The following is a 16,479-nucleotide window of genomic DNA, read 5'->3' as shown; positions in this document are numbered from 1 at the left end:
TGTAAAATTCTGTGCTTATATTATTTAAAAGGTTCATAGGTGATCAGCGGAAGTGAAGGACAGCGATGGAAGATCGGGTAGATTTCTTTTTTTTTTTGCTCGATCCAAACGACGTTGGAGGTGCTTGTTAAAAGGAGGAAAGACTTTTTGAGCACTTTGCGGATGAGATAAATTTTTTTTTTTACACACTTTGTCATGAAGTGCGTGAAGTGATACTATATTCCTCTTGACTTTTTCTGGATTAAGAGAATGATCTTTCAGAAGTAATTCATGTAATTTTGATTCGTTGAAGGTTTTGAAGGACAATTCGGAGATCTTAATGTTTTCAGGATTTAAAAATAAATTTCTAATTTTGTGCAATTTATTTATCGATAGCCCAGAAAACCTATTTGGATGAGATAAGAGCATTTTTTCAATAGATCCATAATATTCAAGGGATTCCAGAGCCTTTTTTGAACCAATTCCAGCAATTCCCGAGAAATAATCATTCCCTAAAAGAATGCTCAAATCGATTAACTGATGGAGATTTATTCCAAGTCGTTTCAAGTTAGCAGGACCATCCAAAATTTCGATCTCTGGTTTATAAATTGTCCACTTACCTTTGATTTTTTTTCGGCTTTGGAAAGTTAATTTTCTGATAACCTTGGTAGCTCCAAATAGGAGAACATCATAATCATTGGAAAGCACATAGTCCACTAATCCTTGTTGTTGTAATGACACACATTGAGCTTCCGCTTCTGAAGGAGCCATTAGGACTGGAATTCCACAGGCTTCCAACAAAATTTTAGACTCATGAACACAATTCATGAACATATAAGAACGACTGAGTGCGTGACGTTTTGCGAGTGCTTTTTCCCCTTTATCTATGCAATCTTTGTACATTTTTTCGACCGCAAGGAAATCCCGTGCATAATCCTTAGTACTAAGACGCTTGAATGGATCGGGTTTTCCATCAAAAACTACGATGGGAAGAATCTGATGTTTATAAAAATATTTAATCTTTTGCATCCATCCATAGAGATGGGTGATAACACGACGGGTGGAATCCAGATAAAATGTATCAGGTAATTTTTTTTGCATTTGGATGGGATTATACAAAATTTGAAATAGTACATTCATGCCATCCACCGCGATCTTGGATCCCTTTATATCATCAATTTCTTTTCTTTCACTAATGATGAGAGATTTCAATTTTACACCCATAAAGCCAAATCCTCCGATCCCATATATCTACAATCTTATTTTATGAATCTATAAAAAAGGAAAATCTTGTGTTAGAAATTTTTTAACCTATTATGAACTTTCAAACCTATGGAGAAAACATTCTACATGGATTTAGCAGATTTGACTCCAAGCCAATTGTTTCTAAATCAAGATAAAATCAAAACCTTAGAAAACCAAATCAATCCCTTTGCTTTGGAAAACATTCCTCCAATTTCAATACGAAAATTTGGGGAAAAAACAGTATTTCTGGATGGACACACCCGGGCATTCTTAGCCTCTAAGAATGGTTTAAAAAAAGTACCGGTTTATTGGGAAACTGAAGAATATGACTGGAAGATGTACGAAATTTGTATTCAATGGTGCCAAGATGAGAAAATTTTCCATGTAGAGGATCTGAAACATAAAATTGTAGATACTGAAACATATGAAAAGTGTTGGATAGGGAAGTGTCAAGCGTTAAGTCGTCAGCTTGAAGAACACCATAATTAAATCAATTCTACCACACTTTTTTAGCAATCTTTCGCTGACGATTTTGGTAGCCAAACAATGGCAACAATAGTGCAGGTAATTGCAAGACCAATTGAAACAATCAACATCACGTTAAACTGAGCAATACCATCGATTTTCCCAACGAGAGAAGTCGTAATCGCTGCAATTAAGGCAGGAATTACACCTACAATACCCCAAACATAATTTATTTCTGTTTTATCAAAACAAGAATATATATAATCCATGCTAAATGGTTTTACAAAATCTCGGGCAATAAGTAAGAATATGGCGATCACCCTAACAATTTGATTCCCTTGGGATAAAAGAAACATTGAGAATGGTATAACATCAAAAATTAAATCAAATAGATATATTTTTTTCTTGTTCTCCGATTTTATTGGAAATAAAGATAAAATTGTGCTGATAATCCCTACGAGTAAATACGATATTGAAAGAGACGAAAAAATCAAGCGCTGACTAAGATCATATGAATCCAAAATTCGAACCAATTGTATACTGGTCATTAAGATCCATGAAATTAAACACTCGATAATTAAAAAAGCAAGAAACACTCGTTTATTTGATAATTCTTTAAAAGATTTGATATCAAATGTATTATTTGGAATTTCAGATAAGTGGTCAATTTTAATTTCATTCTTCAGATTATCATTTTTAAGGAATAACATTAGAAATGTTAAAAAAAATACAATAAATACACTACCAATGATTGGAGCACGGTTATTTTTTACATCTCCAGCCATGATTAAGCTCACCACAGATGCAATACCAAATCCTAAATACATGAAGAGATCTCTAAGCGCAAAAGTGGTACTTAATTTCACATCTACAGACTTCTTTATAATCCAAGGATTTAACGAATTGTTAACAAAACGAGTAATTATTGGTAAAATGAAGATGTAGATTAACATAGTTTGCGTATGGAAAAGAAAAAATAATCCTATCAAAGAATAAAATAACATGACTATTTTTACAGGGAGAATATTTCCAAATTTATTACTTAATTTTAGAATTACAAATGGTAATAAAACTATGGATATTTGAGATAGAGCGAAGAAATTATCCACGATCTCATTTATACCATAAATTAGCTGAAAATTATTCACAATGATTTCTTTGATCATGTAAAACCAGAAAAATATCATATAAACCATCAGAAAATCTTTAGAAAAATATGATTTCAACTGAGGATTTTGGCTTTTCATAGGCAATGAAAAAGGGAAATCGCATTTAAATTTTGCATTATTTAAATTCTAACACGTTGTTTTTTCACTTTTTTTAATGAGTTTTATCTGGATATCTTTTTTAAGAAAAAAAACAGAAGAAAGATGGAAATCTATGAACAAAACGAATGCAGTAGTAATTTCACGTGCTCCTCCCTTAGATTATCAGAAAAATTATGTGGCATTGCCAAAAAATTATGGAACTCCCTCTTATTTTGATCGGTCTGATATTAAGGCAATTCGAGAAACAATTTTCAATAATCTTACTTCTTTAGATGATAGTACGCACTTCATTAAGAAACTCACTGGAAAGAAGGTTATTCTCAAACCTAATTTAGTCAGTGTTTTTCATAAATGTGGATTTGTTGAAGATAACTACCCCGAGTCGACGGATCCAAGAGTTATTGATGCCATTGTCCAATTTGTCAAACCTTACGCAAAAGAAATTATTATTGCTGAATCTTCTGGTCGAGGAATGCCAACTCGATCCAGCTTTAAAATTAGCGGATTGAATAAAATTGCAAAGCATCACCAGCTTAAATTGATACCTTTGGAAGAACGACCCATGAAACGATACATTCTCCCTCAAGCTCAGGTAATGAAAGAAATTATCGTTCCCGATGTGTTTCATGAAGTGGTGACAGGAGAAGCATTTTACATCTCAATACCTAAACTGAAAACTAATCTCTATACTGGAGTTACGCTCGGGTTCAAAAATGCAATGGGAATAATTCCCTATAACTTACGGCAACGAAATCATAATTACCAAATTAACAAAAAATTAGTTGATATGCTCTATTTGTTTGAACCTGATCTGGTAATCATTGATGGTATTGTCGGCGGGGAAGGCAACACACCTGCTCCAGTCGATCCTGTGGATTCTCGAGTTATAATTAGTGGTACTAATAGTGTGGAGACAGATCGGGTTGCAACTCGAATTATAGGGCATGATCCCGATGCAATTCAATTAATAACTGAAGCAACAAAACTCGGGTTCGGGGATGATAAAGTCAAAATAATTGGTGAAGAACCCCTAATTCCATTTCGAGCTGCAATTCGGAATGTTTTTGCTAGGAAAATGAAACATACATATCCTAATGTTCATTTTTATGTAGGACATTCTAAAAATACTGCCCCAACATTCGATTCGCTTGAAGATTTGGAGCAATTAACTTCGATTCAACAAACTCAGATAAGTACCGCATGTGATGGGGGGTGCGTCCCATCAATAATTACGGCTTTAGAATACATTCGATATATGGGTCATCGTACAGATTTTGATTTAAATGTAATAATTGGGGGAGGGCTTAAAATTAAAAATGATCACTATTATATTGACAATCTTGGCCATTTCTATTCGAAAGACAAAATTCAAGAACTCCCCGGAATTACAATAGCAATGGGAAGTTGTACTTCTTGGTTAAAAGAAAAGACAGACATATTCCTTGAGGGATGTATGCCAAAACCGTTGGATCCGTTATTAGCATTGTTTAAGGTGTTAAGAATTAAAAATTATATCCTCAATCCATTTAAAAACCGTCAACTGGGTAGAATGTTGCAAGGAATGTTAAAAACATGGAGAGTTCGATCCAAATTGATCCGTAAAGGAATTTGGCTCGATTGTCCGTTAGAAACCGAGGATCGTATTTACCAACCAAGAATTATAACACAGGAAGAACAAAATCAACAATTTATTGAATGGCCGTTTCCTGAAATGACAAATCTACAAAAAAAGAAATTTCTCAAGTTGGAAAGGTTAGAATTATAATGAAATTTACCAACAAGACTCTTTGGAGAGTGCAAGAAGGACTGGTAGTAGGATTGTGGATATTTTTTTTAATCTTGGCTATTATAAATATGATTTTTTGGCCTTTGCTAGTCCTTCTTGGGCTTCATGGTCTCGAATTACTGCTGTTAGGAAAAATACTCACTAAATCCACACATTATACACCAAGTCGCATCATAATTTACTGTCTAATCTTCGGCTACACATGGTGGATTCCCGTTAAAAAGGGAATGTTTCAACCTAAGAAGCTAAGCTGAAGTAGAAAAAATGTCATCTATTTTTTTTTTAAGAAACCATTCTTTTATCCACAAACCGTGAGTAGATGAATCATTAACATTATTTACACATGAGTTCGGCACCCATATTTCATTATGTCCCAAAATTTGGAACGCAAGAGCTTTCCCACTAGTTCTAATCACATCCCCTGGAACTAAACGAAATTCTTCTTTTTGCTGTAAAGCATTAAACCATTCCTCGGGAGTAAAAGATAGCTTTGGAGAGGTGGATGGTGTGGGAGGAATATCATCTAATTCTGGAGGGTATTCAATGGGGGCAGATTTCAATTGGGTAATTTGATCTGAATAAGAGGGGGTTGTTTGCATAGAAGATTGTGATGAAGAAGAGATGTTTTTAGTTGGGATATTTGGAGTTACAGAAGAAGAAGAATGAATTGAAGAGGCAGAAATATTAGATTGAGAAATTTGATTCTGTTTTGACCCAGTGGCATTTTCAATTTTTTCATGATAAATATGATCGAGCAAATCTGCAAATAATTTCGTTTCAGGATATTTAAAATACTTATTATACCCCGAGACAAAGAAGTTCACAGTCCCATTAGAACGTTCCACAGTAATCGAGGTGTTTTCATCCCCAAATTTGTGAACCGTTGACCATTTTGCCGTTTCCGAGGAGAAAATTCGTATGACTTGAATAATTTCCAATAAATTCAACTTGATATTCTTTCCTTCTTTTTGGGAAGGCTTTTCCCATTGACCAGAAGGTTTTTTCTGCAAAAACCGTAGATAAATAAAAGGATCTGTGATGTTAGCAGAATCCAATAACAATCCTGTTTTTTGCCCAAAAAATGATTGGCGATGATGATCCATATCATATATTTTCATGGAAGTTTTTAAAGCCATAAGAATTAATTTTTACTTTATGTGCAATTCCTTAAGAGAATTACATTCCAATTCGGAGTAAAATTAAATTTAAAATAAAATTGAGAAAAATATTTACTATTTAATGAATTGAAGCAAATCTTGAAGATCTAACGAATATTCTTCGACAATTTTCTTGTATTTCTGATCATAGACTTTCGGAGAGATCATCCCTAAAGATTTCAGAATGAGGATTGTATTCAAACATTCCATTTTCATTTCTAAGGGCCAATCTTCAAAAATTGTTTCTGTATTCATCATGTACGAAACAGATCCAGCAGTCCCCAAATCGATGGAAAATTGTCTCATTTTCTTAGTTGATTTGAAATTTGTCATTTATTATCCCTAAACAAAGACACAAATGATTCCTAACCTAAAAAAACCTCTATTGGTAGTCAAGTAATTAATCATCTACAAATTCTGGATAGTAAAGTTGCATACATTTAGGACACAAGCCGTGGGAAAAACGACCATGAAAGATCGCTTCCTCTTCAGATGAGAACGAAGTCCAAACACCATCTAACTTTACCTTCCGACAAAAAGAACAAATCAAAAGAAAATCTGCAGTTGCAATATTAAAAGCAAGTTTGGAAGCAATTGCCATAACAATTTTTAAAACCAAACTATAAAAAGTCGGAAAATTTTCTTATGTTTATAATTTCCAATGATGACGTTCTTATGGGAAACAAACTTTTTTTTATATATGTTTTCAACTTCTTTAGATAGTCTGATCTTGAAACGTACATCATGGCGTACTTTTGAGGAGACACCAATTTCTAGCCCACTACAGGATAAATTGAAAGAAATGTTTGAATGTAAAAATATCACAAGTCCATTTGGAGGAAATTGCCGTTTTTCATGGTTTGACATGACAGATGTTGCTGGCTCGGAAAAAAAACAATATGGTACCTACGGAATGATTAAAGGTGCACAACATTTTATTCTAAGCACAATATCTGAATCCAAGTATAGTTGGGAAAACTGTGGATATTTATTAGAATACATTATCCTTGCAGCTACCGAGATGAAATTAGGGACTTGTTGGTTGGGAGGAACATTTAATAAGTCGAATTTTGCACAACAATTGACCTTGAAAGAAAATGAAATAATCCCAGCAATAGTTCCAATTGGATTGCCCAAAAAGCGAAGAATCAAAGAAAATATTATTCGCAAAGCCATAAAGGCTAAAAAACGTCTTGATTGGAATAAATTATTTTTCCTGAATGATGCCACAACACCTTTAGTAACAGAAACAAGAGAAGAATACAAACAGGCTTTGGAAAATGTTCGACTCGGCCCTTCAGCAAGTAATAAACAACCATGGCGTATAGTTAAGGATGAGAAACTCGATCTATTTCATTTTTACATACTAAATGAAGATAGTAAAATGGCTAAGGCGTATCAAAAAATGCGAAAACTTGACATAGGCATTGCAGTCTGCCATTTTGACCTTACTATGCAAGAACGGAGCGTATCGGGACATTGGTTATTTAATAACCCTGAAATTCCTTCCACCCGCGAATGGAAATATACAATTTCTTGGAAAGCTGAATAATCTTAAAGCCCCTTTTTTTTGGGAAAATCTTTAAGATGAGAATACAATTCCCAAAATGGAGGAATTACACCCAAATCCACAAAAATGTCATAAAAAGAGAACGCATCTTTGAGATTACTAACTTTTCCCTCGAAATTTACATAAATAATTGCAGCACCTTCAAAAGAAATGGTTTTTCCAGTAGGTTTGAACCCCCATCCAGCACCTTCTTGAGTTCCAGTTCCCCGATACCATACCCATACTTTGTTTTCATCTGCTTTCATCTCCAAGATATTGTAGGATAAATCAGGAAAAATGGAACGAAAATATCTAATTTCATGTTGAACTAGGGCAGGGCCTTGCTTATCCATCTGAATCCAATCAGGATGATAAGAAGTGTCAACCAACTCATCTGCTAAATCTAAGTCAGGGAGACTCCACATTACTTCAAACCATTGTTTTCCAATGAATTCCAGATTTCTATCGTTCATGTTATTTAATAGTTTAAAGTTTAAGGAAAAAAAGATAATCATTTTCTATTTAAAAATTTTTAATGCTATTTACAAAAAAGCTCAAGACGAATGAAACTCTCCTCTATTTGCATTACTATTGATTGAATTCTTAGTCCAACTAAGAGGAGATATTAAGGGAACGTGACTTGAGTATAAAAACAAATCAGAATAGTTTTTTGCTCTTAATATGAGATTAAGCCAATTTCCATAATAATTTTGTAATGGAATTGATATAATGCTATTCAAATGAAATTTGAAGGATGTATTGATTGAACCACATTGGGTTGGATTTTTCAAATCTCCTCGAATTTTGTTCGATTTAATAATAGAGTTTGCCGATACAATAGAATTAACGTTTTGATTCAAAGCTCCAACTAAGTCAGTTTTTAATTTGGGTGATAAATTAATAGTTTTTGTTTCTTCTAATTCAGAATTCCACTGCAATTTTTCCATTGGAAATTGTTTCTTACGAGTATATACTGTAGAGGCAGAAACACCTAAATCTTTGGAAATTTGGAAAGCACTCAATTTAATTGGATGTTTTAAATATTCTAAGGCAACAATTAAAGCAGAACCTGCGATTATACGAACCTTCTCCCCTAAATATTGACGATAATTTCGGATAAGGTGTTTTGTTAGGCGAAATACTGTAAAACCCAGCTCATATTGATCCACCAGTCGAGAAATAAGTTTCACCGAGAAATTTTCCAAATCCTTCACTGAAAGACGATCTGTATTTGGCTCAACATTATGGATTGGACGACGAATTGCATAGTAATCCTTCAAACCCATTTGGGCAAAGTCTAAGACTTTTTTTATTTCAAAGTCTTGACCAAATTTCCGGCAAACAATAATAAAAAGGGTCGTACAAAATTTGGAAATATTACGTGCTTTCGTACAAGCAGGCATCTTGTGAAACAATTTTTCAAAAAGATTCATAAAGAGGGACATATCTAAAACGATATCAAATTCAGCACACAATTGATTAAAATGGATATAAGCCGAATCTTTTGGAGTAGTATTACAAATATTTTGTAATCGAGATAAGCGAGCAAATTTTCGTGATGAACGTTCCTTCTTGGAACCTATCAAAGTACCTTCTCCGATTTTGGTAGAATGATGCATGAGAAGGATTCCTTCCCGATTTTTATTCAAGGGAGCTAAGGAAGCGTTGATTACAGGATCTTCACAACATAACCCGCAATCATGGCACACAAAATGACCAAATTCATCATGAAACACGCTGGATGAGCCACAACAATCACAAAAGAACCCATTATCAGATTCCTGTTCCCCAATTGGCAAAGCGTTTTTTTTCATTTTCTATCACTTTTTTACTTAGAGAATTACATTTTTTATCTCCTATTTAAAGGATATGATTGCTCGATTTTGGAGTCCTTAACAAGAATTAATTAGACTAAGTTCTTTAGTATAAGCATAAAAACAAGAAAAAATCCATTTTTCGAATTTGATGAATTCAATCGAAAATGAATCTCATCGTAATTAGAAGCAATAAAATGATATAATCAAGTTGTGCGAATATTTAAAGAATATTTTTATAAAATAAAATTTAAAATAACCATTTTTAGAGTCTCCACAAAAAAATCGGAATATATAAAAAATTATATTCTAAAAACCTATAAAAAGGTCGATGATTTCTTCCCTATTCAGACTTTTTCAAATATTGCCATCGAAGTTGTCCACATGCTGCATTAATGTCAGAGCCCATATTTCTTCGAATGGTTGCATTTTGTCCATGAGAATTCAAAAACTCATTGAAATTTTGAACCCATTGCAGATCCGGAGCCTGAAGTTTGGTATCAGTTGTATTAATTGGAATCAAATTCACATGACCCGAAACCGGTTTAATTAATTTGATCAAGGCTTCTGCATCAGCGATGGTATCATTTTTACCTTTAATCAATGCATACTCAAAAGTGATTCTACGCTTAGTTTTCTTAGTATATGCCAAGCAAGCATAAATTAAATCTTTAAGAGGATATTTTCTATTAATCGGCATGATACGAGAACGTTCTATATCTGAAGGAGAATGCAATGAAATGGCGAGAGTGATAGGAAGGTTCAATTCTGCGAGATTGTATATTTCTGGAACTAATCCACAAGTAGAAAGTGTGATATGACGATACCCTACATTCAAACCCTTAGGATCATGAACAAGTTCCAAAAATTTTTGTACTTCTATAAAATTTTGGAGAGGTTCTCCAGCACCCATAAGGACAATATTCGAAATTCGTTTTTTTGCATGTTTTTGAATAGCCAAAATCTGACCGATCATTTCCCCGGCAGAGAGGTTTCGTACTAATCCTTCCCTACCGGAAGCACAAAAAATACACCCCATTTCGCACCCCACTTGGGTAGATATACAGACAGATGTTCCATGATGATATTCCATCTTGACCGCTTCGATGATATTATCATCTTGGCATTTCAACAAGAATTTCTCTGTTCCATCATGAGATCGGTGGGATTGAAATATCCCCATCTGCCCATTAAAAAAATCACGGGTCAAATTTTCACGTAACTTTTTAGGAACATTTTGCATTTCATCGAAAGACGAAATATCTTTATATAACCAGCCAAATACTTGAACTGCTCGGTAGGAGGGTTGATTATATTTTTGTTTGAATACGGATTTTAATTCTTCACTGGTAAACGATAAGATATTTTCTTTCATTCCTACCTTTAATAGCGCTCCTTCGTTAATAAACAACATTTTTTAGCCCGAAATGATGATTGATATCTATGAAAATTGGAGTTTTTTCCGACACCCATGATCAATGGGATAAAATTGAGCAAACGATTGAAATCTTTTTACAAAAGAAGGTAGATAAAATTATCCATTGTGGGGATGTGATATCACCTTTCATGGTTCGCCCAATGAAGAAATTAGAGGGAACAGGTGTTGAAGCCATAGGAGTCTTTGGGAATAACGATGGAGAAAGAGCCGGAATGTTGAAACATTTTGGAGAAACATTACAATTTAAAGGAGATTTTTATGAAACCGTTTGGGATGGAAAATCTATAGCAATTTATCACGGGACAAATCCCCTCCTTCTTAAAAATATCATTAAATCTCAGCAATATGATCTTGTATGCACCGGCCACACCCATCAAATTCAAATCAAGAAGGAAGGACGAACTATAGTTTTAAATCCTGGGACAGTATCGGGGTTTTTGGCAGATAGATCAACATTCGCTATTGTTGAGCTTAACACCGAACCTTTAAATACTTCAGCAATATCTATAATAGATATTTAGTTGTAGTTTTTAGCAGCTTGTTGTTTGAATAAAACGAGTTAAGGAGAATCCCCCATGCAGATAGAATCTTCATTAGAAAATGAACCCAAAATTGGAGTGGCATTGGCTCATTACCATACTAAACTAGGTCCCCTATATATTGGCGATTGTTCGGATTTAAGTTTGCTATCTGAGAAAATACAAAGGAACATATTGCAAGATTCGCTAGCATCTAAAACGGAAGATCTTGCCCTTTTTATCTTGAATAAGTTCGATCAACCATGTATGATCCGAATTCAGAGAATTCAAGCCAATAATCAACAAGCTCGTGGGAATTTATTACGCTATGCCATAATGCTAATAATTCCAATGAAAGTTCATGCGTTTGGCATTGATCTCAAGGAAATAGCTCGACAAGTTCAGAAAAAACTAGAATCTGATATGGAATTAACGAATTTAAATTCAGTGGGAAGAACAAATCAGAACATCACCAATCTTATACATTCTATCCGAACTCATTTAAATGAAAAATTCTTCAATAAACCTCAATCAATAGAAGAAGAATATTTGGCTTTGAAGAATTTACTGTTTGGAAAATCAAGTTAAAAAAAAATCCAAAAACAACTTACTTTTTCGCAGTAGTTTTCTTTTTGCGAGTTGTTTTCTTTTTCTTGGTTTTATATTTTGCATAAGCGGCGATCGCTTCGGCAGGGGCTCGTTTACACTTTGTAATATGACGTAAAACGGATACTTTTGATTTTTGGCAGAATGGACAAATTTCTTTATCACCGATTGTTTTGATTTTGGCGATGACCTCTTCCTCAAAATCGTAATCATCATCCTCATCATCACTATCATCATCCCCATCATCAGCAGAAGAATTGGCAGAATCAAATTCATCATCTAAATCATCTAACTCCTCATCAAGTTCTTCTTCTTCTTCTTCTTCGTCGTCATCCTTTCCAAGAGTCCCGTGTTTCTTACCCAATCCTTCTTCGCGCTCGTCCACATAATCGAGTTCTTCTTCTTCTTCTTCTTTCTCGAGTCCAATAACAATTCCGACATCATCTTCTTCTTCAACTACTTTTTCTATTTCGATGTCTTCATCATCATCCTCTTCGGTGACAGGAGCGGCTTTTTTAGTTTTCTTCTTCTTTACAGGAATATCATCAAATTCTTCATCTTCTTCGATATCGGGTTCAGATTCAAAATCATCATCGCTAATTTCGATATCATCAATGCTATATTCAAAATCCCCAGCATCATCTGCCACATACATTTCAGCATGAGATATATCTTGAGGGTTTGGTTTATAGATATCACAAACTTGACAAACTAAATTATAAGGAGAAATCGTAAATTCACGTTTGGAACAGTAACAAAGAGGGTTTCCCGCATTGCTTACCGCGTTAATGGATTCGAGGTGTTTACACGCAATTGTTCGAATATTTTTCTTGGATTTAGATGCTTTTTTTGCCATTTTACACACTCTAAAAATTACATAAGTTCAATGTTAATAATCGTAATCGTAAAATAAAGACCGGTGTAAAAAAAAAAAGTGCCATTTAAAAAAAATTTTTTGGTTTTAATGGATTTAACTAGTTTGTGACCCCTCCAGAATTGTTTTATAGTGAACCAGTTTATCGACCTCCTTCCGAAGGAAAAAAATCTCTTTTATTAACTGCAACTATTGGATGTTCCTTCAAGTGTACCTACTGCTACCCTTACAAGGATAAAAAATTTGCAATTCGTGATGTTTTTGATATCAAAAAGGACATTGAAACTGCAAAAATTCTGTATAAAAATCAAATCGAACGAATTTTTCTATTGGATGGGAATGCTTTTGTGATGAAACCAGCAGATCTCATTGAAATTTCTGAATATGGCTATAAGATTCACCCAAATTTGCAACGGATTAGTGCTTATGCACATGCGAAGGATATTAATCGAAAATCAGATGAGGATTTAAGAAAAATCGCTCAATCAGGATTAAATATGGTATACGTAGGAATTGAAACGGGTGATGATATCCTACTAGACCGAATAAAAAAGCGCACTAATGCAGAAGAATTGGCAAAAGCTGCTCAAAAATGTCATAGAGCAGGAATTGTTTTTAGCGGAACAATTATATTAGGATTAGCAGGAAGTAATGAACAAGAAAGCCGTCGACATGCAATTAAGACAGCGGAATTAATTAATCACATGAATCCACTTTCGCCAACAACATGGTATATTTCGGCACTAACCTTGATGATCCCTCCAGGAACACCGATAGAACAAGAAGTTCTATCTCACAAATTACACCCCATGAGTAGCTTTCAAATTTTGGAAGAATTAAGAATGATAATTGAAAACATATCGGATGATCTGAACGGTTGCATTTTTCGAGCCAATCATGCATCCAATTATCTTCCGTTGAAAGGAATCCTTTCCAAAGACAAACAAAAATTGTTGACTACTATTGATCAAGGAATAAAGAACCCTCAATCTTTGAAACCAGAATATTTCCGAGGGTTATAATTTTTTTTCGAGATTATATCAATACTCTTTAAGGTTTCTTTGGCTATTTAATAGTATAGGATAATTTAGGGGGAAAATTGATGGATGTGGAATTTGCTAAACATTTGAAGAAAGAAAAGAAAAAAATTGATCTACTTATTCAAAATTTTTATAAAAAGGCAATTGAATTAGAAGAAGAACCATTTTTGAGAGAATTTCTTACCTATGGATCTCAATTTGTGATTCAAGGAGGAAGAAGACTTCACCCAATTAGTTTGATAGAAACGTTCAAAGGTATTAGTTCCGAGAGAAATATATTAGATAATGCAGAACAAATATACCAAGTCAGCATTGCGATTGAGTTAATGCACATTTCCAATCTAATGTTGGATGATTTAATTGATCAAGAAGAATTCAGACGAGGAAAGAAAACTTTTCATCGGTTTATGGGAGAAAAATTTACAAAAAAGCACAATAATGGAGAAAATTACGAGACAGCATCCGCAATCTATGGAGGAAATCTAACATCGATCTTTGGTTCAAAAATCATCACCGATAGTAAGTTCGATCATAAGCGTAAATCAAAGGCACTTCAAGTTTATTTATCGGGTTTAGCAGGAGTTACTCGGAGTAATTTGTTAGACGAATATTATAAACGAGAGATTTCTCTTGATAAGATCACCCTGGAAAATTATCTTATCTTAGCAGATAAACGAGCAAAACAAATGGAAACAGCAGTTGCCTTAGGGGCTATTTTTGGAAATGCACGCAAATCTCAGATGAAACCATTAATGGAGGCTATGAATAAAGTAGGAATTGTTGAACAAATACAGAATGATATCAATGGCACATTCGGAGATCCAAAACTGCACTCTATCGATCATGATATAAAAAGTGGGCAATCAACAATCTTAACAATTATTTCATATCAAAATGCTAACCAAGAACAAAAAACACAATTAAATGAAATTTTAGGGAATCCAAAAGCAACTAATGATCAACTTCAAGTAGTGCGAGAGATCTATCAGACAACAGGAGCAACAAATTTTGCAGAAATGTATTCCAAAAGTTTGATAAATGAAGTTTACAACTCATTAAAACAAATTTATCCTGGATTACGCAATGATTCCATGGCTTTTTATGGTCAACTCCTAACTTACATCACAAATAGTTAGGAAAAATCTTTTTTATTAGCAAATATTTTGCAATCTTACCTCTCTAAAAAAACTGATCTTCCAATTAATTTACCCAAGTCATTATTATGTCCTCAAATCCCTTAATTATCGATATCCCAGATCCTATCATTAAACGTAATTATAACCTGATTCGCCACTACCTCATTAATCTTCTAGACTCCGGGTTAGATTTTCTGCGAAGGATATATGTTAAAGAAAACTCAGATTCTAGCTTCTTAGAATTTACCGCAAATAATTATTACGACTATATTTTGAAGGATTATATTAGACGAAAAGGGAAAACTCAGATTCGTATTGTTTTGAATTCTGCTGTTGAATGTCTCAACCATATTGAAGATGATTTAATTGATCCGGACTTTTTAGATGAAAAAGTTAAAAAAACTTTTGCTGAATACGCGAATGTAGATTGGAGTTTGAAACACACATCTTCCTCTCATCCCATCCGAAGTGAGTTAGAATTAATTAGTCGGCTTACCTATCGAATTTCAATCATCCAAGCAACTCGATTTATTAACTGCAATGAACCAGATGTAAAATTTGTATCTGAATTAATTCGTAAAAAGTATGCCACGAAAGAATTATGTCAAGAAGCTTTAGATGCAGTTTTATCCATTTTTGATCAAATGATTGATTGTTTTGAACGAAATTTAGATGCTATCAATATCCCATTTTATAAACCAACATGGAACATCCGAGACTGGAAATACATGCGAAGGCTTTACGAATTTGCGCTAGAATTAATGGATAATGAATTATCAAAAATATATACAGGTGAAAACTTTTGAAATTAGGGAAAAATATTAAAATTGATTCTGATGTTCGTGGTGCCTTGAAAAATTTAGGATTTACAGATTATTTTACCAACATTTACATTGCTCTTTTAGATTCTGGAGAAATGAACGCCCACGAGTTAAGTAAATTAACAAGTGTTCCTTATTCCCGAATTTATGAAGTGTTAAATGATATGGTTAAGCGAAGGATAATCACAAAATTAGAAGGACGCCCAAGTACATTTATTGGAAATGATCCTTCCGAAGTTTTTGGAAATATAAAAAAAACCCAAGAAACTGAATTTCAACAAAATATGGATTGTTCCCTCCCCTTTCTAAAACAATTGTTTGGGGAAAAACATCCAGCAAAAAAAGAACAATTGACGATTTATGAAGGCAATAGAGCATCTACGGATCACTTTCGGAATGTTCTGAATGGAACTAATCGATCAATTAAAGCGTTTATTAAAAACATGAATGAAATATTTCCAATTATTAAAATGAATCTTGATTTTCTTCGTGCTAAAGGAATTGAAACCCATTTAATCATTGAAGAACGATTTCGAGAACGATCATTTATCAGTATTTTGAAGAAATATGGCACCATCAAATTCTATCCAAATGTAGAACAAGGAGTGCTCATTTCTGATGATAACGTTGGAATTCAGCTGATCAAGGGTAATTTTAACATTGCAAAACCAAAAGAATTAGAATACTCCATCTTTAGCTCCAATTCAACTTCTTATGTCACGTTTCTAACCGAATTATTTTCAAGAATGTGGGAAAAAGCTATAGAATAGGCAAAAAACACTT

19 protein-coding genes are annotated in these 16,479 nt (G+C 33.7%); 10 read left to right on the top strand and 9 right to left on the bottom strand.

Annotation, left to right across the window (positions count from 1 at the left end; all coding sequences use genetic code 11):
- Positions 1 to 33 precede the first annotated feature (33 nt).
- Complete coding sequence (locus NEF87_RS18995) at positions 34 to 1,203, bottom strand: hypothetical protein (RefSeq protein WP_457917064.1); 1,170 nt, start codon at positions 1,201 to 1,203, stop codon at positions 34 to 36.
- 108 nt (positions 1,204 to 1,311) lie between these two features.
- Between NEF87_RS18995 and NEF87_RS18990 the strand changes: the two genes are divergently transcribed.
- Positions 1,312 to 1,713 carry a hypothetical protein gene (locus NEF87_RS18990; protein ID WP_371803046.1) on the top strand — a complete coding sequence of 134 codons (402 nt, stop codon included), beginning with the start codon at positions 1,312 to 1,314 and terminating at the stop codon, positions 1,711 to 1,713.
- Positions 1,714 to 1,733: 20 nt separating this feature from the next.
- On the opposite strand, the gene NEF87_RS18985 is transcribed toward NEF87_RS18990, so the two are convergent.
- Entirely contained in the window at positions 1,734 to 2,936 is a 1,203-nt protein-coding gene (locus tag NEF87_RS18985; RefSeq protein ID WP_457917063.1) for a hypothetical protein, read from the bottom strand.
- A gap of 133 nt (positions 2,937 to 3,069) precedes the next feature.
- Between NEF87_RS18985 and NEF87_RS18980 the strand changes: the two genes are divergently transcribed.
- Complete coding sequence (locus tag NEF87_RS18980; RefSeq protein WP_457917062.1) at positions 3,070 to 4,722, top strand: DUF362 domain-containing protein; 1,653 nt, start codon at positions 3,070 to 3,072, stop codon at positions 4,720 to 4,722.
- Positions 4,722 to 4,997 carry a hypothetical protein gene (locus NEF87_RS18975; RefSeq protein ID WP_457917061.1) on the top strand — a complete coding sequence of 92 codons (276 nt, stop codon included), beginning with the start codon at positions 4,722 to 4,724 and terminating at the stop codon, positions 4,995 to 4,997. The genes NEF87_RS18980 and NEF87_RS18975 overlap by 1 nt, the downstream gene beginning before the upstream one ends.
- Here the strand turns inward: NEF87_RS18975 and NEF87_RS18970 are convergent.
- From NEF87_RS18970 to NEF87_RS18960, 3 genes are all read right to left on the bottom strand, one after another.
- Positions 4,989 to 5,879, bottom strand: coding sequence for a hypothetical protein (locus tag NEF87_RS18970; protein ID WP_457917060.1), 891 nt, complete (start codon positions 5,877 to 5,879; stop codon positions 4,989 to 4,991). The two genes, NEF87_RS18975 and NEF87_RS18970, sit on opposite strands and share 9 nt — an antisense overlap.
- Positions 5,880 to 5,975: 96 nt before the next feature.
- Positions 5,976 to 6,233, bottom strand: coding sequence for a hypothetical protein (locus tag NEF87_RS18965; RefSeq protein ID WP_371803041.1), 258 nt, complete (start codon positions 6,231 to 6,233; stop codon positions 5,976 to 5,978).
- Between the two features lie 67 nt (positions 6,234 to 6,300).
- Entirely contained in the window at positions 6,301 to 6,501 is a 201-nt protein-coding gene (locus NEF87_RS18960) for a hypothetical protein (RefSeq protein ID WP_457917059.1), read from the bottom strand.
- A 99-nt stretch (positions 6,502 to 6,600) separates the two neighbouring features.
- Between NEF87_RS18960 and NEF87_RS18955 the strand changes: the two genes are divergently transcribed.
- Positions 6,601 to 7,452 (top strand): nitroreductase family protein, encoded by an 852-nt coding sequence (locus NEF87_RS18955; protein WP_457917058.1) that lies wholly within the window; start codon positions 6,601 to 6,603, stop codon positions 7,450 to 7,452.
- Positions 7,453 to 7,454: 2 nt separating this feature from the next.
- On the opposite strand, the gene NEF87_RS18950 is transcribed toward NEF87_RS18955, so the two are convergent.
- The 3 genes from NEF87_RS18950 to rlmN all read right to left on the bottom strand — a co-directional run bounded on the left by NEF87_RS18950 (position 7,455) and on the right by rlmN (position 10,677).
- Positions 7,455 to 7,922, bottom strand: a complete 468-nt coding sequence (locus NEF87_RS18950; protein WP_457917057.1) for an ester cyclase — start codon at positions 7,920 to 7,922, stop codon at positions 7,455 to 7,457.
- 81 nt (positions 7,923 to 8,003) lie between these two features.
- A complete protein-coding gene (locus tag NEF87_RS18945) occupies positions 8,004 to 9,263 on the bottom strand; it encodes a hypothetical protein (protein WP_457917056.1) in 1,260 nt (419 codons plus the stop codon).
- Positions 9,264 to 9,606: 343 nt separating this feature from the next.
- The gene (gene rlmN, locus NEF87_RS18940; protein WP_457917055.1) at positions 9,607 to 10,677 is read right to left on the bottom strand and encodes a 23S rRNA (adenine(2503)-C(2))-methyltransferase RlmN; all 1,071 of its coding nucleotides are present in this window, start codon (positions 10,675 to 10,677) and stop codon (positions 9,607 to 9,609) included.
- Between the two features lie 29 nt (positions 10,678 to 10,706).
- On the opposite strand from rlmN, the gene NEF87_RS18935 reads away from it, so the two are divergent.
- Both NEF87_RS18935 and NEF87_RS18930 read left to right on the top strand, forming a co-directional pair.
- Positions 10,707 to 11,222, top strand: coding sequence for a metallophosphoesterase (locus NEF87_RS18935; RefSeq protein WP_457917054.1), 516 nt, complete (start codon positions 10,707 to 10,709; stop codon positions 11,220 to 11,222).
- A gap of 54 nt (positions 11,223 to 11,276) precedes the next feature.
- Positions 11,277 to 11,807: a hypothetical protein gene (locus NEF87_RS18930; RefSeq protein ID WP_457917053.1), complete on the top strand. Its 531-nt coding sequence runs from the start codon at positions 11,277 to 11,279 to the stop codon at positions 11,805 to 11,807.
- 19 nt (positions 11,808 to 11,826) lie between these two features.
- Here the strand turns inward: NEF87_RS18930 and NEF87_RS18925 are convergent, their stop codons facing one another.
- Entirely contained in the window at positions 11,827 to 12,681 is an 855-nt protein-coding gene (locus tag NEF87_RS18925) for a hypothetical protein (protein ID WP_457917052.1), read from the bottom strand.
- Positions 12,682 to 12,806: 125 nt separating this feature from the next.
- Here NEF87_RS18925 and NEF87_RS18920 point away from each other — a divergent pair, with 125 nt between their 5' ends.
- The 4 genes from NEF87_RS18920 (at position 12,807) to NEF87_RS18905 (ending at position 16,466) form a co-directional block, all read left to right on the top strand.
- Positions 12,807 to 13,721, top strand: coding sequence for a B12-binding domain-containing radical SAM protein (locus NEF87_RS18920; RefSeq protein ID WP_457917051.1), 915 nt, complete (start codon positions 12,807 to 12,809; stop codon positions 13,719 to 13,721).
- Positions 13,722 to 13,801: 80 nt separating this feature from the next.
- The gene (locus tag NEF87_RS18915) at positions 13,802 to 14,875 is read left to right on the top strand and encodes a polyprenyl synthetase family protein (RefSeq protein ID WP_371803031.1); all 1,074 of its coding nucleotides are present in this window, start codon (positions 13,802 to 13,804) and stop codon (positions 14,873 to 14,875) included.
- An 86-nt stretch (positions 14,876 to 14,961) separates the two neighbouring features.
- Entirely contained in the window at positions 14,962 to 15,681 is a 720-nt protein-coding gene (locus NEF87_RS18910) for a hypothetical protein (protein ID WP_371803030.1), read from the top strand.
- Complete coding sequence (locus NEF87_RS18905) at positions 15,678 to 16,466, top strand: TrmB family transcriptional regulator (RefSeq protein ID WP_457917050.1); 789 nt, start codon at positions 15,678 to 15,680, stop codon at positions 16,464 to 16,466. The genes NEF87_RS18910 and NEF87_RS18905 overlap by 4 nt, the downstream gene beginning before the upstream one ends.
- Positions 16,467 to 16,479: the final 13 nt, after the last annotated feature.

This window comes from Candidatus Lokiarchaeum ossiferum (assembly GCA_025839675.1).
GTDB classification, from domain to species: domain Archaea; phylum Asgardarchaeota; class Lokiarchaeia; order Sigyniarchaeales; family Promethearchaeaceae; genus Lokiarchaeum; species Lokiarchaeum ossiferum.
Note: the sequence above shows the minus strand (reverse complement) of the source record. Positions and strands in the feature narration are given on the sequence as shown.